Annotated in this window: 22 protein-coding genes; 11 read left to right on the top strand and 11 right to left on the bottom strand. The window is 67.7% G+C overall.

Annotated features, from left to right (window positions below):
- Positions 1-17: 17 nt before the first annotated feature.
- From ACIBG5_RS10265 to ACIBG5_RS10250, 4 genes are all read right to left on the bottom strand, one after another.
- Positions 18-236 (bottom strand): formate dehydrogenase subunit delta, encoded by a 219-nt coding sequence (locus ACIBG5_RS10265; protein ID WP_396391220.1) that lies wholly within the window; start codon positions 234-236, stop codon positions 18-20.
- Positions 233-3,055, bottom strand: coding sequence for a formate dehydrogenase subunit alpha (gene fdhF / locus ACIBG5_RS10260; RefSeq protein ID WP_396391219.1), 2,823 nt, complete (start codon positions 3,053-3,055; stop codon positions 233-235). The genes ACIBG5_RS10265 and fdhF overlap by 4 nt, the downstream gene beginning before the upstream one ends.
- A 76-nt stretch (positions 3,056-3,131) precedes the next feature.
- Positions 3,132-4,670, bottom strand: coding sequence for a formate dehydrogenase beta subunit (locus ACIBG5_RS10255; RefSeq protein WP_396391218.1), 1,539 nt, complete (start codon positions 4,668-4,670; stop codon positions 3,132-3,134).
- Positions 4,667-5,161: an NAD(P)H-dependent oxidoreductase subunit E gene (locus tag ACIBG5_RS10250; RefSeq protein WP_396391217.1), complete on the bottom strand. Its 495-nt coding sequence runs from the start codon at positions 5,159-5,161 to the stop codon at positions 4,667-4,669. Before ACIBG5_RS10250 ends, ACIBG5_RS10255 begins: the two co-directional genes overlap by 4 nt.
- Before the next feature lie 125 nt (positions 5,162-5,286).
- Here ACIBG5_RS10250 and ACIBG5_RS10245 point away from each other — a divergent pair, with 125 nt between their 5' ends.
- Positions 5,287-5,787: an SRPBCC family protein gene (locus ACIBG5_RS10245; protein WP_396391215.1), complete on the top strand. Its 501-nt coding sequence runs from the start codon at positions 5,287-5,289 to the stop codon at positions 5,785-5,787.
- Between the two features lie 6 nt (positions 5,788-5,793).
- Here the strand turns inward: ACIBG5_RS10245 and ACIBG5_RS10240 are convergent, their stop codons facing one another.
- From ACIBG5_RS10240 to ACIBG5_RS10230, 3 genes are all read right to left on the bottom strand, one after another.
- On the bottom strand, positions 5,794-6,876 hold the full coding sequence (locus ACIBG5_RS10240; protein WP_396391214.1) for a TRAP transporter substrate-binding protein: 1,083 nt from the start codon (positions 6,874-6,876) through the stop codon (positions 5,794-5,796).
- A gap of 197 nt (positions 6,877-7,073) precedes the next feature.
- Positions 7,074-7,496: a MerR family transcriptional regulator gene (locus tag ACIBG5_RS10235; RefSeq protein ID WP_396391213.1), complete on the bottom strand. Its 423-nt coding sequence runs from the start codon at positions 7,494-7,496 to the stop codon at positions 7,074-7,076.
- A 34-nt stretch (positions 7,497-7,530) separates the two neighbouring features.
- On the bottom strand, positions 7,531-8,583 hold the full coding sequence (locus ACIBG5_RS10230) for an aminotransferase class V-fold PLP-dependent enzyme (RefSeq protein ID WP_396391212.1): 1,053 nt from the start codon (positions 8,581-8,583) through the stop codon (positions 7,531-7,533).
- Between the two features lie 110 nt (positions 8,584-8,693).
- On the opposite strand from ACIBG5_RS10230, the gene ACIBG5_RS10225 reads away from it, so the two are divergent.
- Positions 8,694-9,737: an aldo/keto reductase gene (locus ACIBG5_RS10225; RefSeq protein ID WP_396391211.1), complete on the top strand. Its 1,044-nt coding sequence runs from the start codon at positions 8,694-8,696 to the stop codon at positions 9,735-9,737.
- A 99-nt stretch (positions 9,738-9,836) separates the two neighbouring features.
- On the opposite strand, the gene ACIBG5_RS10220 is transcribed toward ACIBG5_RS10225, so the two are convergent.
- Positions 9,837-10,256 carry a MarR family winged helix-turn-helix transcriptional regulator gene (locus tag ACIBG5_RS10220; protein ID WP_396391210.1) on the bottom strand — a complete coding sequence of 140 codons (420 nt, stop codon included), beginning with the start codon at positions 10,254-10,256 and terminating at the stop codon, positions 9,837-9,839.
- A gap of 61 nt (positions 10,257-10,317) precedes the next feature.
- Between ACIBG5_RS10220 and ACIBG5_RS10215 the strand changes: the two genes are divergently transcribed.
- The 4 genes from ACIBG5_RS10215 (at position 10,318) to ACIBG5_RS10200 (ending at position 12,322) form a co-directional block, all read left to right on the top strand.
- Positions 10,318-10,722 carry a VOC family protein gene (locus ACIBG5_RS10215; protein WP_396391209.1) on the top strand — a complete coding sequence of 135 codons (405 nt, stop codon included), beginning with the start codon at positions 10,318-10,320 and terminating at the stop codon, positions 10,720-10,722.
- A gap of 64 nt (positions 10,723-10,786) precedes the next feature.
- On the top strand, positions 10,787-10,993 hold the full coding sequence (locus ACIBG5_RS10210; protein WP_360442868.1) for a hypothetical protein: 207 nt from the start codon (positions 10,787-10,789) through the stop codon (positions 10,991-10,993).
- 55 nt (positions 10,994-11,048) lie between these two features.
- The gene (locus ACIBG5_RS10205; protein WP_396391208.1) at positions 11,049-11,249 is read left to right on the top strand and encodes a hypothetical protein; all 201 of its coding nucleotides are present in this window, start codon (positions 11,049-11,051) and stop codon (positions 11,247-11,249) included.
- A 62-nt stretch (positions 11,250-11,311) separates the two neighbouring features.
- Positions 11,312-12,322, top strand: coding sequence for a LacI family DNA-binding transcriptional regulator (locus ACIBG5_RS10200; RefSeq protein WP_396391207.1), 1,011 nt, complete (start codon positions 11,312-11,314; stop codon positions 12,320-12,322).
- A 10-nt stretch (positions 12,323-12,332) separates the two neighbouring features.
- Here the strand turns inward: ACIBG5_RS10200 and ACIBG5_RS10195 are convergent, their stop codons facing one another.
- On the bottom strand, positions 12,333-14,150 hold the full coding sequence (locus ACIBG5_RS10195; protein WP_396391205.1) for an ROK family protein: 1,818 nt from the start codon (positions 14,148-14,150) through the stop codon (positions 12,333-12,335).
- A 166-nt stretch (positions 14,151-14,316) separates the two neighbouring features.
- On the opposite strand from ACIBG5_RS10195, the gene ACIBG5_RS10190 reads away from it, so the two are divergent.
- Positions 14,317-14,688: a DUF4258 domain-containing protein gene (locus tag ACIBG5_RS10190; RefSeq protein WP_396391204.1), complete on the top strand. Its 372-nt coding sequence runs from the start codon at positions 14,317-14,319 to the stop codon at positions 14,686-14,688.
- A 90-nt stretch (positions 14,689-14,778) separates the two neighbouring features.
- A complete protein-coding gene (locus ACIBG5_RS10185) occupies positions 14,779-15,114 on the top strand; it encodes a hypothetical protein (protein WP_396391202.1) in 336 nt (111 codons plus the stop codon).
- Between the two features lie 11 nt (positions 15,115-15,125).
- Here ACIBG5_RS10185 and ACIBG5_RS10180 read toward each other — a convergent pair whose 3' ends face one another.
- Positions 15,126-15,758, bottom strand: coding sequence for a hypothetical protein (locus tag ACIBG5_RS10180; protein WP_396391201.1), 633 nt, complete (start codon positions 15,756-15,758; stop codon positions 15,126-15,128).
- Complete coding sequence (locus tag ACIBG5_RS10175) at positions 15,758-16,417, bottom strand: hypothetical protein (RefSeq protein WP_396391199.1); 660 nt, start codon at positions 16,415-16,417, stop codon at positions 15,758-15,760. Before ACIBG5_RS10175 ends, ACIBG5_RS10180 begins: the two co-directional genes overlap by 1 nt.
- A gap of 216 nt (positions 16,418-16,633) precedes the next feature.
- Between ACIBG5_RS10175 and ACIBG5_RS10170 the strand changes: the two genes are divergently transcribed.
- The 3 genes from ACIBG5_RS10170 to ACIBG5_RS10160 are packed head-to-tail and all read left to right on the top strand — an operon-like array spanning position 16,634 to position 19,704.
- Entirely contained in the window at positions 16,634-17,920 is a 1,287-nt protein-coding gene (locus tag ACIBG5_RS10170; protein WP_396391198.1) for an extracellular solute-binding protein, read from the top strand.
- A 15-nt stretch (positions 17,921-17,935) separates the two neighbouring features.
- Positions 17,936-18,880, top strand: coding sequence for a sugar ABC transporter permease (locus tag ACIBG5_RS10165; protein WP_360442856.1), 945 nt, complete (start codon positions 17,936-17,938; stop codon positions 18,878-18,880).
- Positions 18,877-19,704, top strand: a complete 828-nt coding sequence (locus ACIBG5_RS10160) for a carbohydrate ABC transporter permease (RefSeq protein ID WP_360442853.1) — start codon at positions 18,877-18,879, stop codon at positions 19,702-19,704. The genes ACIBG5_RS10165 and ACIBG5_RS10160 overlap by 4 nt, the downstream gene beginning before the upstream one ends.
- The last annotated feature ends 2 nt before the right edge of the window (positions 19,705-19,706 follow it).

Genomic DNA, 19,706 nt, shown 5'->3' with positions numbered 1-19,706 from the left:
TGGGTCGTGGTCTGTGGTCACTTGGTGGCCAGCTGTTGGGCTGCCAGGGCGGCGACGGGGTCCAGGTCCTCGGCTCCGGATTGGACGTGGGCTATCAGGGCTGCCTTCATGCGCGGGTCCCAGACGGCGTTCATGTGGGTGGCGACCGCGGTGGCGGCGTCCGTGGGTGGGCGGTGGGCGAACTGGGCGGCGATCTCGTTCGCCAGCCGGACGTGCGGGGGCAGTCCGGCGCTCATCGGTTGCCGCCGGCAACGACGGGCTCGCGTTCGGCCCGGGTGGCCACCTGGTCGGGCAGCAGGTCGACCTGGACCGCGGTCACCTTGTACTCCGGGCAGTTCGTGGCCCAGTCGGAGTTGTCGGTGGTGATCACGTTCGCCCCGGTGACCGGGTGGTGGAACGTCGTGTAGCAGACCCCGACCGGCATCCGGTCGGACAGCTTGGCCCGCAGCTCGGTCCGTCCGACCCGGCTCGACAGCGCGACCTGGTCGCCGTCCTCGATCCCGCGGACCTCGGCGTCGTGCGGATGCATTTCCAGGATGTCCTCCGGGTGCCAGGCGACATTCGCCGTACGACGGGTCTGGGCGCCGACATTGTATTGCGACAGGATCCGCCCGGTGGTGAGGATCAGCGGGAACTTCCGCGTCGACCGCTCGGTGGTCGGCACGTACACGGTCTCCATGAACCGCCCCTTGCCGCGGGTGAACTCCTCCTCGTGCATGATCGGCATCCCGTCCGGGAAGTCCACGTTGCACGGCCACTGGATCGAGCCGACCTCGTCCAGCTTCTTGAACGAGACGCCCATGAACGTCGGCGTGGTCTGCGCGATCTCGTCCATGATCTGGCTCGCCGAGTCGTAGTGCATCGGGTAGCCCATCGCCTGGGCGATCTCGCAGACGATCTCCCATTCCTGCTTGCCGGTCTCCGGGGCCATGATCGGGCGAACCCGGTTGATCCGCCGCTCGGCGTTGGTGAACGTGCCGTCCTTCTCCAGGAACGATGTCCCCGGCAACAGCACGTGCGCGAACTTCGCGGTCTCGTTGACGAACAGGTCCTGGACGACGAGCAGATCCAGAGCACCGAGCGCCGCGAACACGTGCTGCGTGTTCGGGTCGGACTGCGCGATGTCCTCACCCTGGACGAACAGACCCCGGAACGATCCCTCGATCGAGGCGTCGAACATGTTCGGGATCCGCAGGCCCGGCTCGTTCAGCAGCGGCGTACCCCAGAGCTTCTCGTAGACCTCGCGGACGCCGTCGTCGGACACGTGCCGGTAGCCCGGCAACTCGTGCGGGAACGAACCCATGTCGCACGAACCCTGCACGTTGTTCTGCCCGCGCAAGGGGTTCACCCCGACGCCGCGGCGGCCGATGTTGCCGGTCGCCATCGCGAGGTTCGCCATCCCCATCACCATGGTGGAGCCTTGGCTGTGCTCGGTGACGCCGAGCCCGTAGTAGATCGCGCCGTTGCCGCCGGTCGCGTACAAGCGGGCCGCCGCGCGGATCTCCTCGGCCGGTACGCCGCTGATGTCGGCGACCGCCTCGGGACTGTGCTCGGGCTGCGCGATGAACGACTCCCACGTCTCGAAGTCCTCGCACCGGTCCGCCACGAACGCGCGGTCGACCAGGTTCTCGGTGACCACGACGTGCGCGATCGCGTTGATGATCGCCACGTTCGTGCCGGGCGCGAGCCGCAGGTGGTGCGCGGCCTCGATGTGCGGTGAGCGGACCAGGTCGATCCGCCGTGGGTCGATCACGATCAGCTTGGCGCCTTGCCGCAGCCGCTTCTTCATCCGGGACGCGAAGACCGGGTGGGCGTCGGTCGGGTTCGCGCCGATCACCAGGATCACGTCGGCCTCCTCGACCGACTTGAAGTCCTGGGTGCCGGCCGACTCGCCGAACGTCTGCTTCAGGCCGTACCCGGTCGGCGAGTGGCAGACCCGCGCGCAGGTGTCCACGTTGTTGTTGCCGAAGACCGCGCGAACCATCTTCTGTACGGCGTAGACCTCTTCGTTGGTCGTCCGCGACGAGGTGATCGCCCCGATCGAGCCCGGCCCGTACTGCGCCTGGAGCTCGCGCAACCGCCGTGCGGTGAACGAGATCGCCTCGTCCCAGGAGACCTTCCGCCACTCGTCCGCGATCGTGTCGCGCACCATCGGCTCCAGCACCCGGTCCGGATGGCTGGCGTACCCGAACGCGAACCGGCCCTTCACGCAGGAGTGGCCCTCGTTCGCGCCGCCGTTCTTGTACGGCACCATCCGCACCAACTCGTCGCCGCGCATCTCGGCCTTGAACGAGCAGCCGACACCGCAGTACGCACAGGTGGTGATGACGGACCGCGTCGGCATACCCAGCTCGACGACGGACTTCTCTTGCAGAGTCGCGGTCGGGCACGCCTGCACGCACGCGCCGCATGACACGCAGTCGGACTCCATGAACGAGACGCCCGCACCGGCCGCGACCTTCGAGTCGAACCCGCGGCCCTCGATCGTCAGCGCGAGAGTTCCCTGTACTTCGTCACAGGCGCGGACGCACCGCGAACACGCGATGCACTTGGACGCCTCGAAGTCGAAGTACGGGTTGGAGGAGTCGGTCGGCAGGTCCAGGTGGTTCGCGCCGGCCTCGACCCCGGAGCCATAACGGACCTCGCGCAGGCCGGTGACGCCGGCCATGTCCTGCAGTTCGCAGTCGCCGTTGGCCGAACAGGTCAGGCAGTCCAGCGGATGGTCGGAGATGTAGAGCTCCATCACGCCCCGGCGGAGTTTGCCGAGCCGTTCGTTCTGGGTTCGCACGGACATGCCGGGTGCCACCGGTGTCGTGCAGGAGGCCGGCGTACCGCGGACTCCGTCGATCTCGACCACGCACAGCCGGCAGGAGCCGAACGCCTCCAGGTTGTCGGTGGCGCACAGCTTCGGGACGTCGACCCCGGCCTGCTTGGCCGCACGCATGACCGAGGTCCCGGGTGGGACGGTCACCGCGATTCCGTCGATGGTCAGTTCGACGGTGGCATCACCGGGGCGGGCCGGCGTACCGAAGTCGGGTTCCTTGAGCAGGCTCATCCGCGTCCTCGCTTCGCTCCGGGCGCGGATGAGGCACAAAGGGGGCTGTATTTGATGATGAACTCGCTTCGCTCGTTCATGCGCCGAAGTCCTTTCGGAAGTGACGGACGGCACTTTGTACCGGCATGGGTGTCAGCCCGCCCATCGCGCAGAGCGAGCCGTCGGTCATCAGTTCACACAGGTCGTCGAGCAGGACGAGGTTCTTCTGCCGGTCCTCACCGGCCACGATCCGGTCGATCGTCTCGACGCCGCGGACGGCGCCGACCCGGCACGGGGTGCACTTGCCGCACGACTCGGCCGCGCAGAACTCGAACGCGAACCGCGCCATCGAGGCCATGTCGACGGTCTCGTCGAACACCACGATCCCGCCGTGCCCGACCATCGCACCGGCCGCCGCGAACGCCTCGTAGTCCATCGGCAGCTCGAACTGCTCGACCGGGAGGTACGCCCCGAGCGGGCCGCCCACCTGGACGGCCCGCACCGGGCGGCCCGACGACGTACCGCCGCCAAAGTCGTTGACCAGCTCGCCGAGAGTGATGCCGAACGCGGTCTCGACGATCCCGCCGCGGGCCACGTTCCCACCGAGCTGGAACACGCTCGTGCCGAGCGACCGGCCGGTCCCGTACGCCGCGTAGGCTTCGGCACCCTCGGCCAGGATCACCGGGACAGTTGCCAGCGACAACACGTTGTTCACCACGGTCGGCCGGCCGAAAAGCCCTTCCAGGGCAGGGATCGGGGGCTTGGCCCGGACCTGTCCACGCTTGCCCTCGAGGCTCTCCAGCATCGAGGTCTCTTCACCACAGATGTACGCGCCCGCACCGACGCGGACGTGCAGATCGAAGGCGAACCCCGAGCCGAGGACGTCGTCCCCGAGCCAGCCCTCCGACCGGGCGATCTCGATCGCGGCCCTGAGCGTCGCCACCGCGTCGGGGTACTCGGACCGCAGGTACACGTATCCTTCCGAGGCCCCGACGGCGTACGCCGCGATCGTCATCCCCTCGATCAGCGTGAACGGATCGCCCTCGATCAGCATCCGGTCCGCGAACGTCCCGGAGTCGCCCTCGTCGGCGTTGCAGCAGACGAACTTGAGGTCGGACTCGGCGCCGAGCACGGTCCGCCACTTGATGCCGGTCGGGAACCCGGCGCCGCCACGGCCGCGCAGCCCGGAGTCCACCACCGTCTCCACCACCTCGGCCGGCGTCCTTGCCAGCGCCGCCCGCAGTCCGCGCATCCCGCCGTACGACGTGTACTCCTCGGCGGAGAGTGGATCGGTCACCCCGACCCGGCCGAAGGTGAGTCGTTGCTGCCTCTTCATCCACGGCAGTTCGTCAACGACGCCGAGGTGGGCGCCGATGTCGCGTCCGTCGCCGCTCAGCATCCCGGCCGCGAGCAGGCCATCGACATCCTCGGGCGCGACCGGGCCGTAGCCGACCCGGCCTTCGGCGGTCTCGACCTCGACCAGCGGCTCGAGCCAGAGCATGCCGCGCGAACCGTTGCGCACGACCTGCACGTCCTGACCGTGCGCCGCGGCCGCCGCGGCGATCCGCTCGGCGACCTCGTCCGCTCCGACGGAGCGTGCGGCCGCGTCGCGCGGGACGTAGACACGGATCGTCATCGGGCCTCCCCGAGAAGGGCGTCGAGCCGTGCCGGTGTCACGCGACCGTGCAACTTCTCGCCGACCTGGACCGCGGGTCCGAGGGCGCAGTTGCCGAAGCAGAAGATCTCGTCGAGGGTGATCCGGCCGTCGTACGTCGTCTCACCGAAACCGCAGCCGATGCTGCGCTTGGCGTGCTCGGCCAGATCAGCGGCACCGACTGATCGGCAAGCCTCCGCCTGGCAGATCGCGACCGTCGTCCGCCCGGCCGGTGCCCGGCGGAAGTCCTTGTAGAAGGTGACCACGCCGTGCACCTCGGCGACGGCGATGTTGAGGACGTCGGCGACGACCGGGATGTCGGTCTGGTCGACGTACTCCAACTCCTCCTGGACAGCGTGCAGGATCGGGATCAGCGCCCCCCGGAGCCCACGCAGTTCGGTGGCTATCTCGCGTACTCGCTGGGCACGCCCGGGGACCGGGACGGGGGCTGCGGCCACGACCTCACTCGTCATGTATACAACATTCCGTCGCCAGCATCGCAGGGTCAAAGCAATGCTGCCTATCAGTCGATAGGCAGCGTCTATGAAGACCGCCGGCGAAATGTCGAGGCCGCTCGGGTGGGTACGACGTCCGGGGCATGAACGACTACGGAGTGACCGGTGCGAGCACCGAGGTCCAGGTGGTGTTGAGGGTTCCCGTCGAGCAGGTGTGGGCGGGAATCACGGCCGTCGATCGGTACGGCGAGTGGAGTCCGGAGTGTTACTACGGCGCCTGGCTCGACGACAACCGGCTCGTCGCCGGGGCACGGTTCGAGGCGCGGAACAGATTCGCGGACGGGTTCGAGACGTACGTGACGTGCGTGGTCACAGTGGCCGACGAGCTGACCAGGTTCGGCTGGGACGTGTACGGCGACGAGGACGAGCCGTTCGCCCACTGGGAGTACGACCTGCGACCGCACGGCTCGCAGACCCTGGTGCACCAGACCTTCACCCACGGTCCCGGCGAGAGCGGCCTGCGGGTGGGCGTCCGCAACGACCCCACCCACGCGGCGCACGTCATCCAGGGCCGGCTCGATCAGCTCGCCGGCAACATGCGCAGAACCCTTACCGCGATGGAAACTGCCCTCCTTCCTTCCTGATCCCCGTCACGGACACGGATTTGCCAGGTCCTCCGCGGGGACCTGGATGGACTGCTTCAGGGTGCGGATGCGCTCGATCTGCGCCTGGGTCTTCGCATCCTTCGCCAGTTCGGCGTACACGGGCTGGACCGCCTTGGTCAGTGCTGCGAGATCCGCGGCGCTGGCCGTGACGATCTTTCCCCCGAGGTTGCAGAACGCCACGGCGTTGGCAGTCTCGGTGGTCCGGTTCGCGAGCACCCATTCCTGCAGGTCCTTCACTGCGGTCTGCAGGACCGTCCGGTTGTCCTCCGACAACTCGGCGTACACCTCGGGGTTGATGACGAGGGTGTTCACCTTCTCGTTGAGGGTGACGTTCCCGGCCGCGGTGGACGGCGCCGGAAGTCCGCGGGCCAAGAGGAATCCCGACTCGACGCCTGCCATCGACCCGTCCTGGACGCCCTGGACGAAGCTGCTGTCGGTGAGGTCGACCGGCTTCCCGCCGAGCGCCCGGAAGGTCGCCTCGTTGAGCACGGAATGAGGTGTCCGGATGGTCTGGAGGTTGTAGTCCTCAACCCGCACCAGAGCGTGCCGGAAACCGAAGGTGTGGCGCGGGCTCTCCGGCAGCAGCGTCAGACCCGTGACGCCGGCCGCTTCGAGGCCCGACATCAACTCGGTGGAGAGGTCGGAACTGGTGACGATCTTGTCGGCCAGCGCGTCCGACGTGACCAGGAACGGAGCGTTGAGCGCACGGAACGAGGTCACGCCTTCGGTGTCCCAGGCTCTGGCCGGGACCATCCCCATTCCGAGTTGCTTCTCCTTGACCATCCGGGCGATCTTCTGGTCCCACTCGACGGATTCCTGCCCGGACGCCTGCCAGACCGGATAGATGAGCACTTCCCCGCCGGAGCCGACTCGGACCAGTTCGACCAGCTTCATGATCGCGATCCCGCCGGGCGAGTCCGGATCGTCGTCGGCCGTCCCGATCTGGATGGTCACCGGGCCCGCATCGGCCTCGGCCGTGGTCGCAGGTGCGTCGTTGCCGCAGGCCACCGCCGCTCCCAGCAACGCCAGCACCAGCGCGAAAATCCCCAGGCGTCGTCGCGGATTCATGACTCCCCCACCCCCGACGGAGGCTTGGCCGCACTCGGCCGCGCATTTCCGATGCGCTGTCGATACCCACCGTCACATCGGCCCGCCCTGCGGGCCGGTCGCGGCGGCGCTGAGCTACGCCGGCCGTCACTCTCCACAGTCGCACGACTCAGACCCCTCCACCACCTCCGGCCGTCAGGGAACGGCCTTGCCGGGGCTCAGGAGGCAGCTGAGGCGTCGGTGGGTCCGGGGGCTACCCAGAGGCAGTCGGCGGTGCCCTCGTCGAGACTCTCGGTGTAGATGTCGACCTTGTGGGTGATCACGTTCAAGCACTCGTTGAGTTCCTGGATCTGCGCGCTGACGTAGTCCTGGTGGCTGCGGAGCAACGCCAGGCGGTCCTGCTCGTTGCCCGGCCCTTGACGCACCAGGTCGGTGTACTTGCGGATCGTGTCGAGCGGCATGCCGGACGAGCGGAACTTGATGCACATGTCCAGCCAGTCGACGTCGTCCTCGGTGTAGACGCGCCGGCCGTTCGACTCCCGCCGGACCGGGTCCGCGAGCAGCCCCTCCCGTTCGTAGAACCGCAGCGCGTGCACACTCAGCCCGGTCCGCTCCGCCACCTGCCCGATGCTCAGCCCCATGGGCCGCACCATAACCCGGCAGCTAGACCCACAACTACCTGTTAAGCAGGGGCTTCAAAGCTGTCAGGGCCTGATGTACGTCGGCTTGCGTGGAGTAGATGTGGAAGGACGCGCGAAGCTTGCCGTCGCGGACGGCGGCACGGATACCGGCGGCCGCGAAGGCGTCCTCGGCTCCGGGCATTCTGGTGCTGACGATCGCGCTGTTCGACGGCGGCAGACCGAGGCCGGCGCGGAACTCGTTCGCCAGGTCGACGTTGTGGCGGTTGATCGTCTCGACGCCGATCTCCTCGACCAACTCGAGCGCCGGTGCGGCACCGACGAAGCAGAACCAGGCCGGCGACTGGTCGAACCTGCGCGCGCCGTCGGCGAGCTCCATCCGGGTCCCGTAGTACGAGCCGTGCACGTCCTGACCGGCGTACCACCCGGCGGCCACCGGGCGGCACCGCTCCTGGAGTCGCGGCGAGAGGTAGCCAAGCGTCGCACCGCGCGGCGACATCAGCCACTTGTAGGTGTGCGCGACGAGTACGTCGATGCCGTCCACGGTCAGCGGCAGCCAGCCGAGCGCCTGGCTCGCGTCGATCGCCACGAGCGCACCGACCTCTTTGCTCGCGGCAACCACCGCGGGCAGGTCGAGGACGGCACCGGTCGACGACTGGACCGCACTGACCGCGACCAGGTCGACACCTGGGCGGATCGCCGCGACCAACTGGTCTCCTGGTACGCCGGCAACCTCGATGCCACGGTCCTCGTGCACCTTCCACGGGAAGACGTTCGACGTGAACTCGACGTCGTCGGTGAGGACCTTCGCGCCATCCGGAAGGGCGGCCGCGATCGGGGCCAGCGCCGCCGAGACCGTACTGCCGACGAAGACATCCCGTACGTCGGCTCCGACCAGGCGCGCGAACGACTCCCGCGAACGGGTCGTGGACTCGTCCCAGGGCTCCCAACTCGTGGCGCCGACCCGCCAGTCGGACAGCACGGCCTGCAACGCCTCCCAGGCCGGCGTCGGCGGCAATCCGTAGGAGGCCGTGTTCAGCCAGCCCGGCTCCGGATCCCACAACCCCGCGAACTCGTCGACACCGCCCACGTGCACTCCTCAGCTCGGCTCTCCGACCACCTTATGCGGGGCTTGACCTAGACAGCGGTCTAGCTCCTAGCCTCCGGGACATCGAGTCACGACACAGGAGGCGTTCGTTCATGCGTTATCGCACGTTGGGTGGGACCGGGATCGAGGTCAGTGTGCACTGCCTCGGAACCATGATGTTCGGTGCCGTCGGCAACCCCGACCACGAGGACAGTGTCCGGATCATCCATACCGCGCTCGACCAGGGCATCAACTTCGTCGACACCGCGGACATGTACTCCACCGGCGAGTCCGAGGAGATCGTCGGCAAAGCCCTGAAGGGGCGCCGGGACGACGTCGTACTGGCGACCAAGGTGCACTTCCCGCTGCACGACGGGAGCCGCAACCAGAGCGGGAACTCGCGGCGCTGGATCACGCGTGCGGTCGAGGACAGCCTGCGCCGGCTCGATACCGACTGGATCGATCTGTACCAGGTCCACCGGCCGGATCACACCACGGACATCGAGGAAACACTGTGGGTGATGAGTGATCTCGTCTCTCAGGGGAAGATCCGCGCGTTCGGGTGCTCGGCGTTCCCGGCCGAGGAGATGGTGGAGGCGTACCACGTGTCGGAGCGGCGTGGGTACGGGCGTTTCCGCACCGACCAACCGCCGTACTCGATGATCAGCCGCGGGATCGAGCGCTCGGTGCTGCCCACCTGCCGACGGCTGGGTATGGGCGTGCTCACCTACAGCCCGCTGGCGTGGGGCTTCCTGTCCGGCAAGATCCGCAAGGACCAGCCGATCGACCTCACCACTGGCCGCGCAGCCCTTGCACCGCATCGTTTCGACCCGTCACTGCCCGCCAACGCCGCGAAGTACGACGCTGTCGAGCGGCTGATGGAAGTTGCCGAGGGCATCGGAGTCACGCTCCCGGAGCTGGCGCTGTCGTTCGTCACCACGCACCCGGCGGTCACCTCGGTGATCAACGGCCCGCGCACGATGGACCAACTGGAAGGCCTGCTGAAGGCCGCCGACCTCATCCTTGACGACGCCGTCCTCGACCAGATCGACGAGATCGTCCCACCCGGCACCGACCTCTACGAAGCCGACGCCGCCTGGCAACCCCGGTCGCTGACGGATCTCGCGCAGCGCCGCCGGCCGACCGCGGACAGGTGAGGTGCGGACCGCCAGGCCATCACAATCCGCGGCCCGGGAGGCGTGCCCAGCGCGACACGGTGTCGCCGGGCACATTGTGATGGCCTGGCGGTCCGGGCATCAGCGCGTACGGATCTTCGTCACCAGCGCGTGCAGGGTCGCGCGCTCGGCCGCGGTGAGCGGCTGCAGCGTCGTCTGCTCCACTTCACGCACCGCCTTCCGCGCGGTGGTGAGTGCAGTCCTCCCCTTGGCGGTGAGGGTGATCCGGTAGCGGCGGCGGTCGGCCGGGTCGCGCTCTCGCTGGACCATCCGCTTCTCGATCAACGTGTCCATCAAGCGGACCATGTCGGCGGTGTCGATCCCGAGTGCGGCAGCGAGCGCGTTCTGCGCCGACGGGCCGAGCTCGGCCAGCTCCGCCAGGGCGGCGTACTCCCACAACGTGAGGCCGGGGCGCTCGGCCAGCCGGTCGGCGATCGCGCGCCGGCCGGCCACCGCCACCTTGTGCAGCACGAAGGTGGTCGTCCCACTGAGCGTCTCCATCGCGCTATTGTAGGCTCGAACCAACTGTTGGATGTGCCCAACTAATCGGAGATGCTCACCCATGGACGCGCTTTACCCGCGGCTGCTGGTCCGCGACTTCCCGGCCGCCGTCGACTTCTACCGGCCCGCACTGGCCGAGCTGTACGGCGTTCAGCCGGTCAAGGTGATCCCCGAGGCGCAGTACGCGAACTGGGATCTGGACGGCCAAACCAGTCTGGTGCTGTTCGGACGGGCGATGATCGCGAGCACGATCGGCACCGCCGCCCTGCCGGCTGACGTGGAGTCCCAGGACGCGTCGATGCTGGTGCTGAAGGTCGACGCCGTGGACCCGGCGACCGCGGTTCTGGAGAAGCTCGGCGCCGTGGTTCTGACACCGCCCCAGGACCGCCCGCGGTGGGGCCCGAACCTCCGCACCGCCCACCTCCGCGCCCCCGACGGCACCCTGCTCGAACTCCAGTCGTACTGACGCACTTTTCGATCGTTGGAAATCGGGAACCGGGGTTTGGTAATCGGAAGAAAGAGTGAGGTCGATGGCACCCCTGCCGCAGTCCATCCGCAACGCCGCGGAACCCTGGACAGCACAAGAACTCAGCAAGCTCAAGGCACTCGCCGCAGAGAACCTGCCACCCTCGGTGATCGGTCTCCGGCTCGGCCGGCCGGAGGGAGCGATCCTCAGCAAGGCGCTCCAGACCGGTATCACGCTCACCCCGCTGAACCGCCCGCCGTACGGCACCTGATCCGGGGCCCGTCGACGTACCGTGGAGGTACGGGGACGATCCCAGGGAGGGTGTCATGAGTTTCGACAGGCCCGGCGTGCCGCATTCCGGTCACGAGATGGACCCGAATATCGACCAGGATCTGGTCGAAGAGGGTGTCGAACTGACCAATCACGAGCCGGACATCCCGGACCACCCGGGCGGTCCCTCGGCCGGTCCGCAGCCGAACCCGCCCCGGCGCCCACCGCACGAAGTGCCGCCGTCGACTGACGACTGAGCGGTCCGGGCGGTCGCGTGCATTACCGTGTGTGCCCATGACCAGTGGTTGGGGGTGACGGCATGGCGGTGACGATGCGTGACGTGGCCCGGCAGGCCGGGGTGTCACCGAAGACCGTGTCCAACGTGATGAACGGGTACCCGTACATCCGTGAGGAGACCCGGACCAAGGTGCTCGCCGCGATCGATTCGCTCGGCTACCAGATGAACATCTCGGCCCGGAACCTCAAGTCCGGCCGGACCGGCATCATCGGCCTGGCCGTGCCCGAGCTCAGCCTGCCGTACTTCGGCGAGCTCGCGGACGCGGTGATCGAGGCCGCGGAGCTGCACGGCCTGACCGTGATGATCGAGCAGACCGGCGCAGACCGCGACCGCGAGCTGACCGTGATCAAGCGGCCGCGCGGTCACTTGGTCGACGGTCTGCTGTACAGCCCGCTCGGCCTCGGGCAGGAAGACATCGGGCAGCTGACGACGTCCGCACCGATGGTCCTGCTCGGCGAACGCATCTTCCACAGCCCGGTCGACCACGTGATGATCGACAACGTGGCCGGCACCAAGGCCGCGGTCGACCACCTGCTCCAACTCGGCCGCCGCCGGATCGCCGTCCTCGGCGTCCACCCCGGCGAGAAGGTCGGCACCGCCGCCATCCGGTACGACGCGTATGCCGAGGCGCTCACCGAGCACGGCGTACCGGTGCCGGAGGAGCTCGCCTTCCACGCGGGCAAGTGGCACCGCTCGACCGGCGCCGAGGCAACCCAGGCTCTGCTCGCCTCCGGCCGGAAGTTCGACGCCGTCCTCGCCCTCAACGACACCCTCGCCCTCGGTGCGATCCGGACCCTCACCAAGCACGGCCTGCGCATCCCGGACGACGTCGCCGTCGCCGGCTTCGACAACATCGACGAGGCTCAATACAGCACGCCGACCCTGACCACCGTCGACCCCGGCCGCGCCCAGATCGCCCGCACCGCAGTCGACCTCCTCGTCCGCCGCATGAAGGGCGACAACTCCGAACACGAGGAGATCGTCGCCCCGTACAAGCTCCACACCCGCGAATCCACCCTCGGCACCACCTGAGCCGACCGCTCTACCGCGTCACCGGAGCGATCCGGCCAGAGCTCCATCGGGCCTGCAGGGTGACGAGCTCTCTGGTGAACTCGCTGCGTTTGCTCTCGTCGACCAGCAACTTCGACGGGCTGAAACTGCGACGCCAGAGCTCACTGACGGAATCGCTGTCGAGGCGCTCGTCCTTGACCAGCCGCAAGAGCTCGTACTCCTCGGTGTAGTACTGGTCGGCCAGAGGTTCGGCGCCGAGCAGGCCCTCGGGGTCGTGGTACTTGAGGATCTCCCGAAGCTCCTTCGTGAGAGCGAGCTGGCGTTCCTTGGCCAGCTGCCGTTCGTCCAGTCCCACAGGTACTGCGCGAACGGATGCGGCCTCGACCGGCTGCTCACGAACACAGTTGTCCTGCTTCAGCGCGTGGGCGATGAAGTCATCGAGAACGCGCACGGCAGCATTGCGGGCCGCCTTCTCCGGACCCCGTCCCTTCAGATCGCCGCCCGCCGGATCACCCGCGGTCGCCCGGACCTCCAAATACTTGCCTCCCCGGCGGGCGTCGTCGGCCGTCGACGAGAACGCCTGCTCGTTGACGATGGTTTCGATCGCCTGTCGGTACAGGCCTGCCGCCGTCTGGTCCTTCAGCTCGGCCACTCCCGGCTCGGCCTCGGCGAGCGCAGCCGGCAACAGGAGCAGAAGCCAGCCTGGGTTGTGAGCGTGAATCAGGGAGACGATCCCCTGACCAAGAGCGGCGCCTGCGGTCCAGAAGGCCTTGCCGGTGGCAGTGAGCTTGTTTCCGTCGTACGCCGGTTCGCCGGCGAGCCTGGTGAACTCGGTCAGCGGCTGACCCAACTCACCCGCGATGCGGTCCGGGATCGCGTAGCAGTCGATGTGGTGCAGCTTCCCGCAGTTACAGGGATCCCGGAACGCCGGATACGTCCCGGCCTGCTTCGGGGCGGAGGCCTTGCGCGGAAGCCGCGGATCGCCGGCGCCCATAAACACCGGATTGTGTCCTGGCTCTCCGGCAGCTCCGCTGTGACCCCGGTGCACACGACCGCCGACGACCAGTCCGGCGCCGACGCCTTCGTCGAAGACGGCCACGACCGCCCCGTCCTGAGGACGCGTTCGTCGATCCGGCCGGTACATCTCCCGGAGCGCGATGAGGTTGACGTCGTTGTCGAGGACAACGGTCAGTTCCCCCCCGAGTGCCTTGCCGAGGTCGATCGCCAAGGGTGCGGCATGTTCCCATCCAGAGTGCGGGGCATCCATGACCTTCCCGCGGTGGACATGGCCCGGCACCTCGACTCCGACACCGAGGATCCTGGCCTCGGCCCGCCCGTGCCGCCACTTGGCGATCATGCGCTGGACGAAGTCGCCGATCTGCTGAGCGATCTGCGCCGACTCCGGTTCCTTGGTGAGGCTCAGATCCTTCGTGTCGATCAGTCGAGCACTGAGATCGCGGATCGTGCACGTGACCGTGTGATGACGGTTCTGACTGATCGAGATGTGCACGCCCACCATGGCCCACAGCTCGCTTCCGAGCGTGTAGCGCTCGGGTGGCCGCCCGCCACTGCTCGGTCCGGTATACACCGCGCGTTTCGAGATCAGGTGGGCCCTCTCCAGAGCAGCCAGGGCTTTCGACAGTGTGGCGGCCGAGTACGTCGATCCGTCGCCCGGGCCGACCCGGTTGAGGAGTTCACTGCGCAGGCAGCCGTGGGGTGCCGCGATCGCGAGCTCCTGCAGCACCGCGCCCAGTACCTGCTGGCTGACCTTCTCGGAGGCCTTCGGGCCCGAGGGGACCACCTTTTCCAGGTGCTTCTCGAACCCGGCGTGCTCGGACGTCACCACCATCGGTCATCAACCTTCTTCACTGGCTACAAGTAATAGTTAGAGATCCTACTATTACTTGGGGGAAGTGTCCAAGTAAATGCTTGACCCTGAATAAAGCTTGACTTTAAGTCTTGTGGCGAGGGCATTCCTCTTGACGTGTTAACTCAGTAGATGCAACCTCTGAGTTATGGATACTTCTTCGTCTCTGAGCCTGCCGGCCTCCATGGCCGCCGGGCTGACGTTCACGAAGCACGCATGCGTCCGGATGGCCGAGCGCCAGATCGACGACGCTGAGGTGGTTGCCGCCGTGACCGAGGCCGAGAACACCCGGGTCGTCGATGCCAGGGGCATCACCGTCTTCGGCAGCAACGGCGTGGCCGTGGTGCTCGACCGGGCCATGACGCTGGTGATCACCGTCCTTCCGCGCGGGGTCACCCCGCCCCGCTGGCGCGGCCGCAACGAGGGACTTCGGGGCTATCGCCGCGATCCCTCGCAGGCCCGCCACCGCAGCGCGCGGCGTTCGTGGCCCGGCCCCGGCCGGCGCTGGGGGATGCAATGACGGTTCGCCCTCGGGCGACCTCGGCCGCCGGGTTCCACCCCGGCGGCCGCACCCGGTTACACCGTTCGAGCGGGAGGTAGGCGAGAGCTCATGATCCGCTACGAGGTCGTGCTCAGTCCGGCGGCCAAGTTGTTCGTGCTGGCACTCGGGAGCCAGGCCGAGCGGACGGCGCTGGCCGACTGCCTGTGCCAGGACCTGCGGCTGGACGGCCCGAACGCCCAGAGCGTCCACGAGTTCACCTTGTGGGACGGGGGCAGGCGCTACTTCGCCGTTCCGCTCCACCTCGGCGGAATCGTGGCCGTCTGCCGGCCGCTGACGGCGTACGAGCTCGACCGGCTGCGGCGCGAGCAGGACAGGAAGGTCGCCCGGTCGGGCTACCTGGTCGTGAGCCTGCTGGCACCGGAGTCCGGCTTCCACCCGCGGTGACCGGGAGCCGATCAGCCCGCCGGGTTGGCGGCGTACGCGAACAGCAGGACGCCGACCACGATGGCAGCCGCCGCGTAGGCGAACTGCTGCCCCAGGGCCTTGAACCTGGTGCGGGTCTCGGAGTAGTTCGCGTACTGCACGACGTTCTCCGCAGCCGCCCGCAGCTCGGCCGCACCCCGGAGGTCGAGCTCGCCGGCGCCGGCCGTCCTGACCACCTCATTGGCCTGGATCAGTCGCCGGTAGAGCTGCTGCACGTCCTCGGCGACGTGGGCATAGAGCTCGTGCTTGAAGACCTCGATCTCCTGGAGCACCGGGCGGTCCGAGGTCTGGCCGTCGAGCTGCGCCTGGAAGTCGTCGACGCTCAGCTGGGCGAGCGTGATCCACTCGTTCGTCAGGATCTGGCTCGTGCGCAGGATCAGGTAGGCGACGCCACCCACGGCGAGAAGGACACCGCCGACGGCCACCCACAATCGCCAGGCAGTCAGACTCAGCGAGCCCAGACTGGTGAGCTGCAGCCCGGCGACCAGGAGTCCGCCGACACCGGCCGACGCCGCCAGCAACCATTTGACGGTTGAGCGCAACGTCTCGGTCGCCGCAGCGAAGGTCGCCGCGGGCGCAGTCGAGGCCTGCTCTTTCACGGCCATCAGGGCCTCCTCACCGACGGGGACGACTGCGCTGCCGACGAATCGTCGTCCAGCGGAGCGAACCCCTCGCGCTGCAGTTCGGTGCGCTGCGCGTCGTACATGATGCGGGACAGGTTCTGCGTGACCAGGAACTCGACGAACTTCTGCGAGACCGGTACGACGATGCCGACCTGCAACCCGTCGTTGGTCAGCACGAGCAGCTCTCCGGCGACGCCGGCTTCGTCGATGCGGCGGGCTGACAGGTCCCCCACCCGGATGGTGCTCGATCTGGTGATCTGCCGGCCGTCGGGGGAGGCGGCCTCGAGCTGGGCGCCCAGCCGCCGCAGCATCGCGGCAGTCGGCAGACCGACCTCCTCAGCCAGCTCGTCGCTCGCGCGCCGGGCCCGGGTCGCGGATCTGTACGCGTCATCGCCCGCCCCTGTGACGACATCCTCGAGCGTCGGCAGCGGGCCCGTGTCGGCGACCGCTGTCTCGCCCTCGGTGATCTCTTGCGCGACCTGGGACCAGTTGCGGTCGACCAGATGCTCCACCCAGGCTTGTCCGGCCGGAATCACCACCGCGATCAGCGCGCGGTCGCGCGTGAGCCCGACCAGGTCGCCGTCGCGCGCATGCTGCTCGAGCGTTGATCCCCGCAGGTCCCGGGTCTTGATGGTCTTCACGGCGTCTCCTCCACTCCTGACAGCTTCACGAGCATAACCACGTTGGCCACGCTTGTCTACGCTCGTCGACAATCGTCGACAAGGCGGCCCCGAGTCCGTTCGCCGCCACACCGGGAGGCGTGACAGAAAGACACCGACTGTGAGCTGTTGACGCACCGAGAGCACCCGGGCATCATCTCTACACCGATGTAGTACACCGATGTAAAGTAGGCTCGCATGCTTGACGACCGCCCTTCTCGTCCACGGCGCAGAGCAGTACTAGGTGGCATGCTCGGCGCCCTCGCGCTCACCGGTTGCGGCAGCCTCGGGTCCCGGCCGCGGGTCCGGGAATGGAATCTGTTCGGTGGCGGTGACGGCGCCCGCCTGCTGCAGATCCATCAGCAGTACGTCGCCGAGCACCCCGACGTCGACTTCGAGGCGCACACGCTCGCCTGGGGTCCGCCGTTCTACACGAAGCTCGCGATGTCCGCGGCCGGCGGCCGCGCGCCCGAGGTCGCGACCCTGCACCTGTCCCGGCTGAAGGGATTCAGTCCGACCACCATGCTCGATCCGATCCCGGTCGACCTGCTCGAGGAGGCCGGCGTCCGCGAGTCCGACTTCCTGCCGGCGACGTGGAACCGCTGCATCGTCGACGGGAAGTTGTACGCCGTACCGCTCGACCAGCACCCGTTCGTCCTCTACTACAACACCGACGTCTGCAAGAAGGCCGGTCTCCTCGGCCCGGACGGCAAGATCAAGCCGGTCAAGGGCGTCACCGAGTTCCTCGACCTGCTCAAGGCGGTCAAGGAGACCACCGGCAAGTACGCCGCCTCGGTCGAGACCACGAACCCGTGGCGGATCTGGTGGACTCTCTACGGCCAACTGGAAGGCAAGTTCTTCAGCGACGACGGCACGCGGCTCGTCCTGGACGACGCCAAGGCGCTGGAAGCTCTTGAACTGATGGCGAAACTCGCCACTGACGGACTCACTCCCAAGTCCTCGAACTACGCCGCCCTGGTCGCCCAGTTCACCAACGGCGACGCGGGCCTGAGCTTCAACGGTGAGTGGGAAGTGACGACGTACCAGACCGCCAAGACGCCGTTCAGTATGGCGCCGTTCCCGGTCGTGTACGACGTACCGAGTTTCGCCGGGGACTCGCACACGTTCGTGCTGCCGCACCAGGCCAACCGGAACAAGGACGACACCAAGGCGACGATCGAGTACATCGCCTGGATCCTCAAGCACAGTGCGGACTGGGCGGCCGGCGGCCACATCCCGGCGTACCAGCCGGTGGCGAAGAGCCAGAAGTACCTGGACCTCAAGCCACAGGCGGAGTACCGCGGTGTCGCGCCGGACGTGCTCTACGACCCGGACGGCTGGTTCAGCGGCTCGGGAGCGCAACTGGAGAACGAGGCCGGGGCCGCGTTCAGCGGAGTGTTCTCCGGCCAGGCGACCCCCAAGGCGGCGCTCGCGCAGTTCAAGGCCGCCACCCAGAAGTTGCTCGACACCCCGTCCCCGGTCTGACAGGAGGTCACGCTCATGGCCGTACAGACACAACCTCAGGTCACCACGACCACGCCGCGCACCGCGGCGAAGCCGGCGACGGGACAGCCCTGGAAGGAACGCTGGGGCGGGCTGTTCTTCGTCGCGCCGTTCCTGCTGCTGTTCGCCGTCTTCATGATCTGGCCGATCATCTCCGGGCTGTGGAACAGCTTCTTCAACACCAGTCTCGCCGGGGTGAAGCAGGAGTTCCTCGGGCTGCAGAACTGGCGGGAGATGTTCGGCGATCCGGCCGTCTGGTCGTCGCTGAAGAACACCCTCGTCTTCACCGCGATGAGTACTCCACCACTGGTCGTCATCGCGCTGGTGATGGCCCTGCTGGCCAACCGCAAAGGCCTGCTGGGCTGGCTGTTGCGGTTCTCGTACTTCGCTCCGTTCGTCCTGCCGGCGACAGTCGTGACGCTGATCTGGGTGTGGATCTACCAGCCCGGGTTCGGCCTGGTGAACGGGCTGCTGACGGCCGGCGGGTTCGCCGAGATCGACTGGCTGAACACCGAGAACCGGGCCATGCTCGCCGTGGTGATCACGACCGTCTGGTGGACGGTCGGATTCAACTTCCTGCTCTATCTCGCCGCCCTGCAAGGGATTCCGGCCCAGGTGTACGAGGCGGCCGCGATCGACGGCGCGAACGGCCGGCAGCAGCTGTTCCGGATCACGCTCCCGCTGCTGAGCCGGACCACCGGGCTGATCGTCGTACTGCAACTGGTGGCGTCGTTGAAGATCTTCGACCAGATCTACCTGATGACCAACGGCGGGCCGAACTTCGCGACCCGGCCGATCATCCAGTACATCTACCAGAACGGCTTCACCAACTACCGGATCGGCTACGCGTCGGCGATCTCGTACATGTTCTTCGCGGTCATCGTAGTGGTCGCGGTGCTGCAGTTCAGACTGTTCTCCGGCCGGAAGGAGGCCGACCAATGAGGACGACGTGGACCTTCCCGAAGGTCGCGACCATCGTCGGTGCGGTATTGCTGGCCGCGCTCTGGCTGGTTCCGTTGCTCTGGGCCCTCGACACCTCGCTCAAGCCGGAACCGGAGACGACCCGGTCACCGATCACGTGGTTGCCGGCCGCACCGACCATGGCGGCGTACAGCAGCGTGCTCGACCAGGGCGACCTGATTCGCTGGTTCTTCAACAGCACGGTCGTGTCGGTGCTGGTCACCGGGCTGACCCTGGTCGTCTCGGTACTGGCGGCGTTCGGCTTCTCCCGGACCAGGTTCCCCGGCCGGCGGGTGCTGTTCGGCCTGATCATCGCCGGCATCCTGGTCCCGCCGCAGGTGCTGATCGTGCCGCTGTTCCAGGAGATGACCGGGCTCGGTCTGGTCGACACCTACTGGGGCATCGTGTTGCCGCAGGTGGTCGCGCCGGTGATGGTGTTCGTGCTGAAGAAGTTCTTCGACGGCATCTCCCGCGACTACGAGGACGCCGCCCGGGTGGACGGCGCGACCCGGTGGCGGATCGTCTGGAGCGTGATGGTGCCGATGTCGCGGCCGATTCTCGTTGCCGTCGGCATCTTCACGTTCATCGGGGCCTGGAACAACTTCCTCTGGCCGTTCATCGTGACCACCGACCCGTCGATGATGACGATCCCGGTCGGACTCGCCAACGTGCAGGGCTCCTACGGCCTGCGCTACGCCCAGATCATGGCGTCCGCCGTGCTGGGCGGACTTCCCTTGCTGATCGTCTACGCCCTGTTCCAGCGCCATGTGGTGCGTGGAGTGGGCGACGCCGGCATCAAGGGATGACC

Origin of the sequence: Kribbella sp. NPDC050241, from assembly GCF_044459685.1 — a bacterium.
In the GTDB taxonomy this organism is placed as follows: domain Bacteria; phylum Actinomycetota; class Actinomycetes; order Propionibacteriales; family Kribbellaceae; genus Kribbella.
This window is presented reverse-complemented; position numbering and strand designations above follow the sequence as displayed.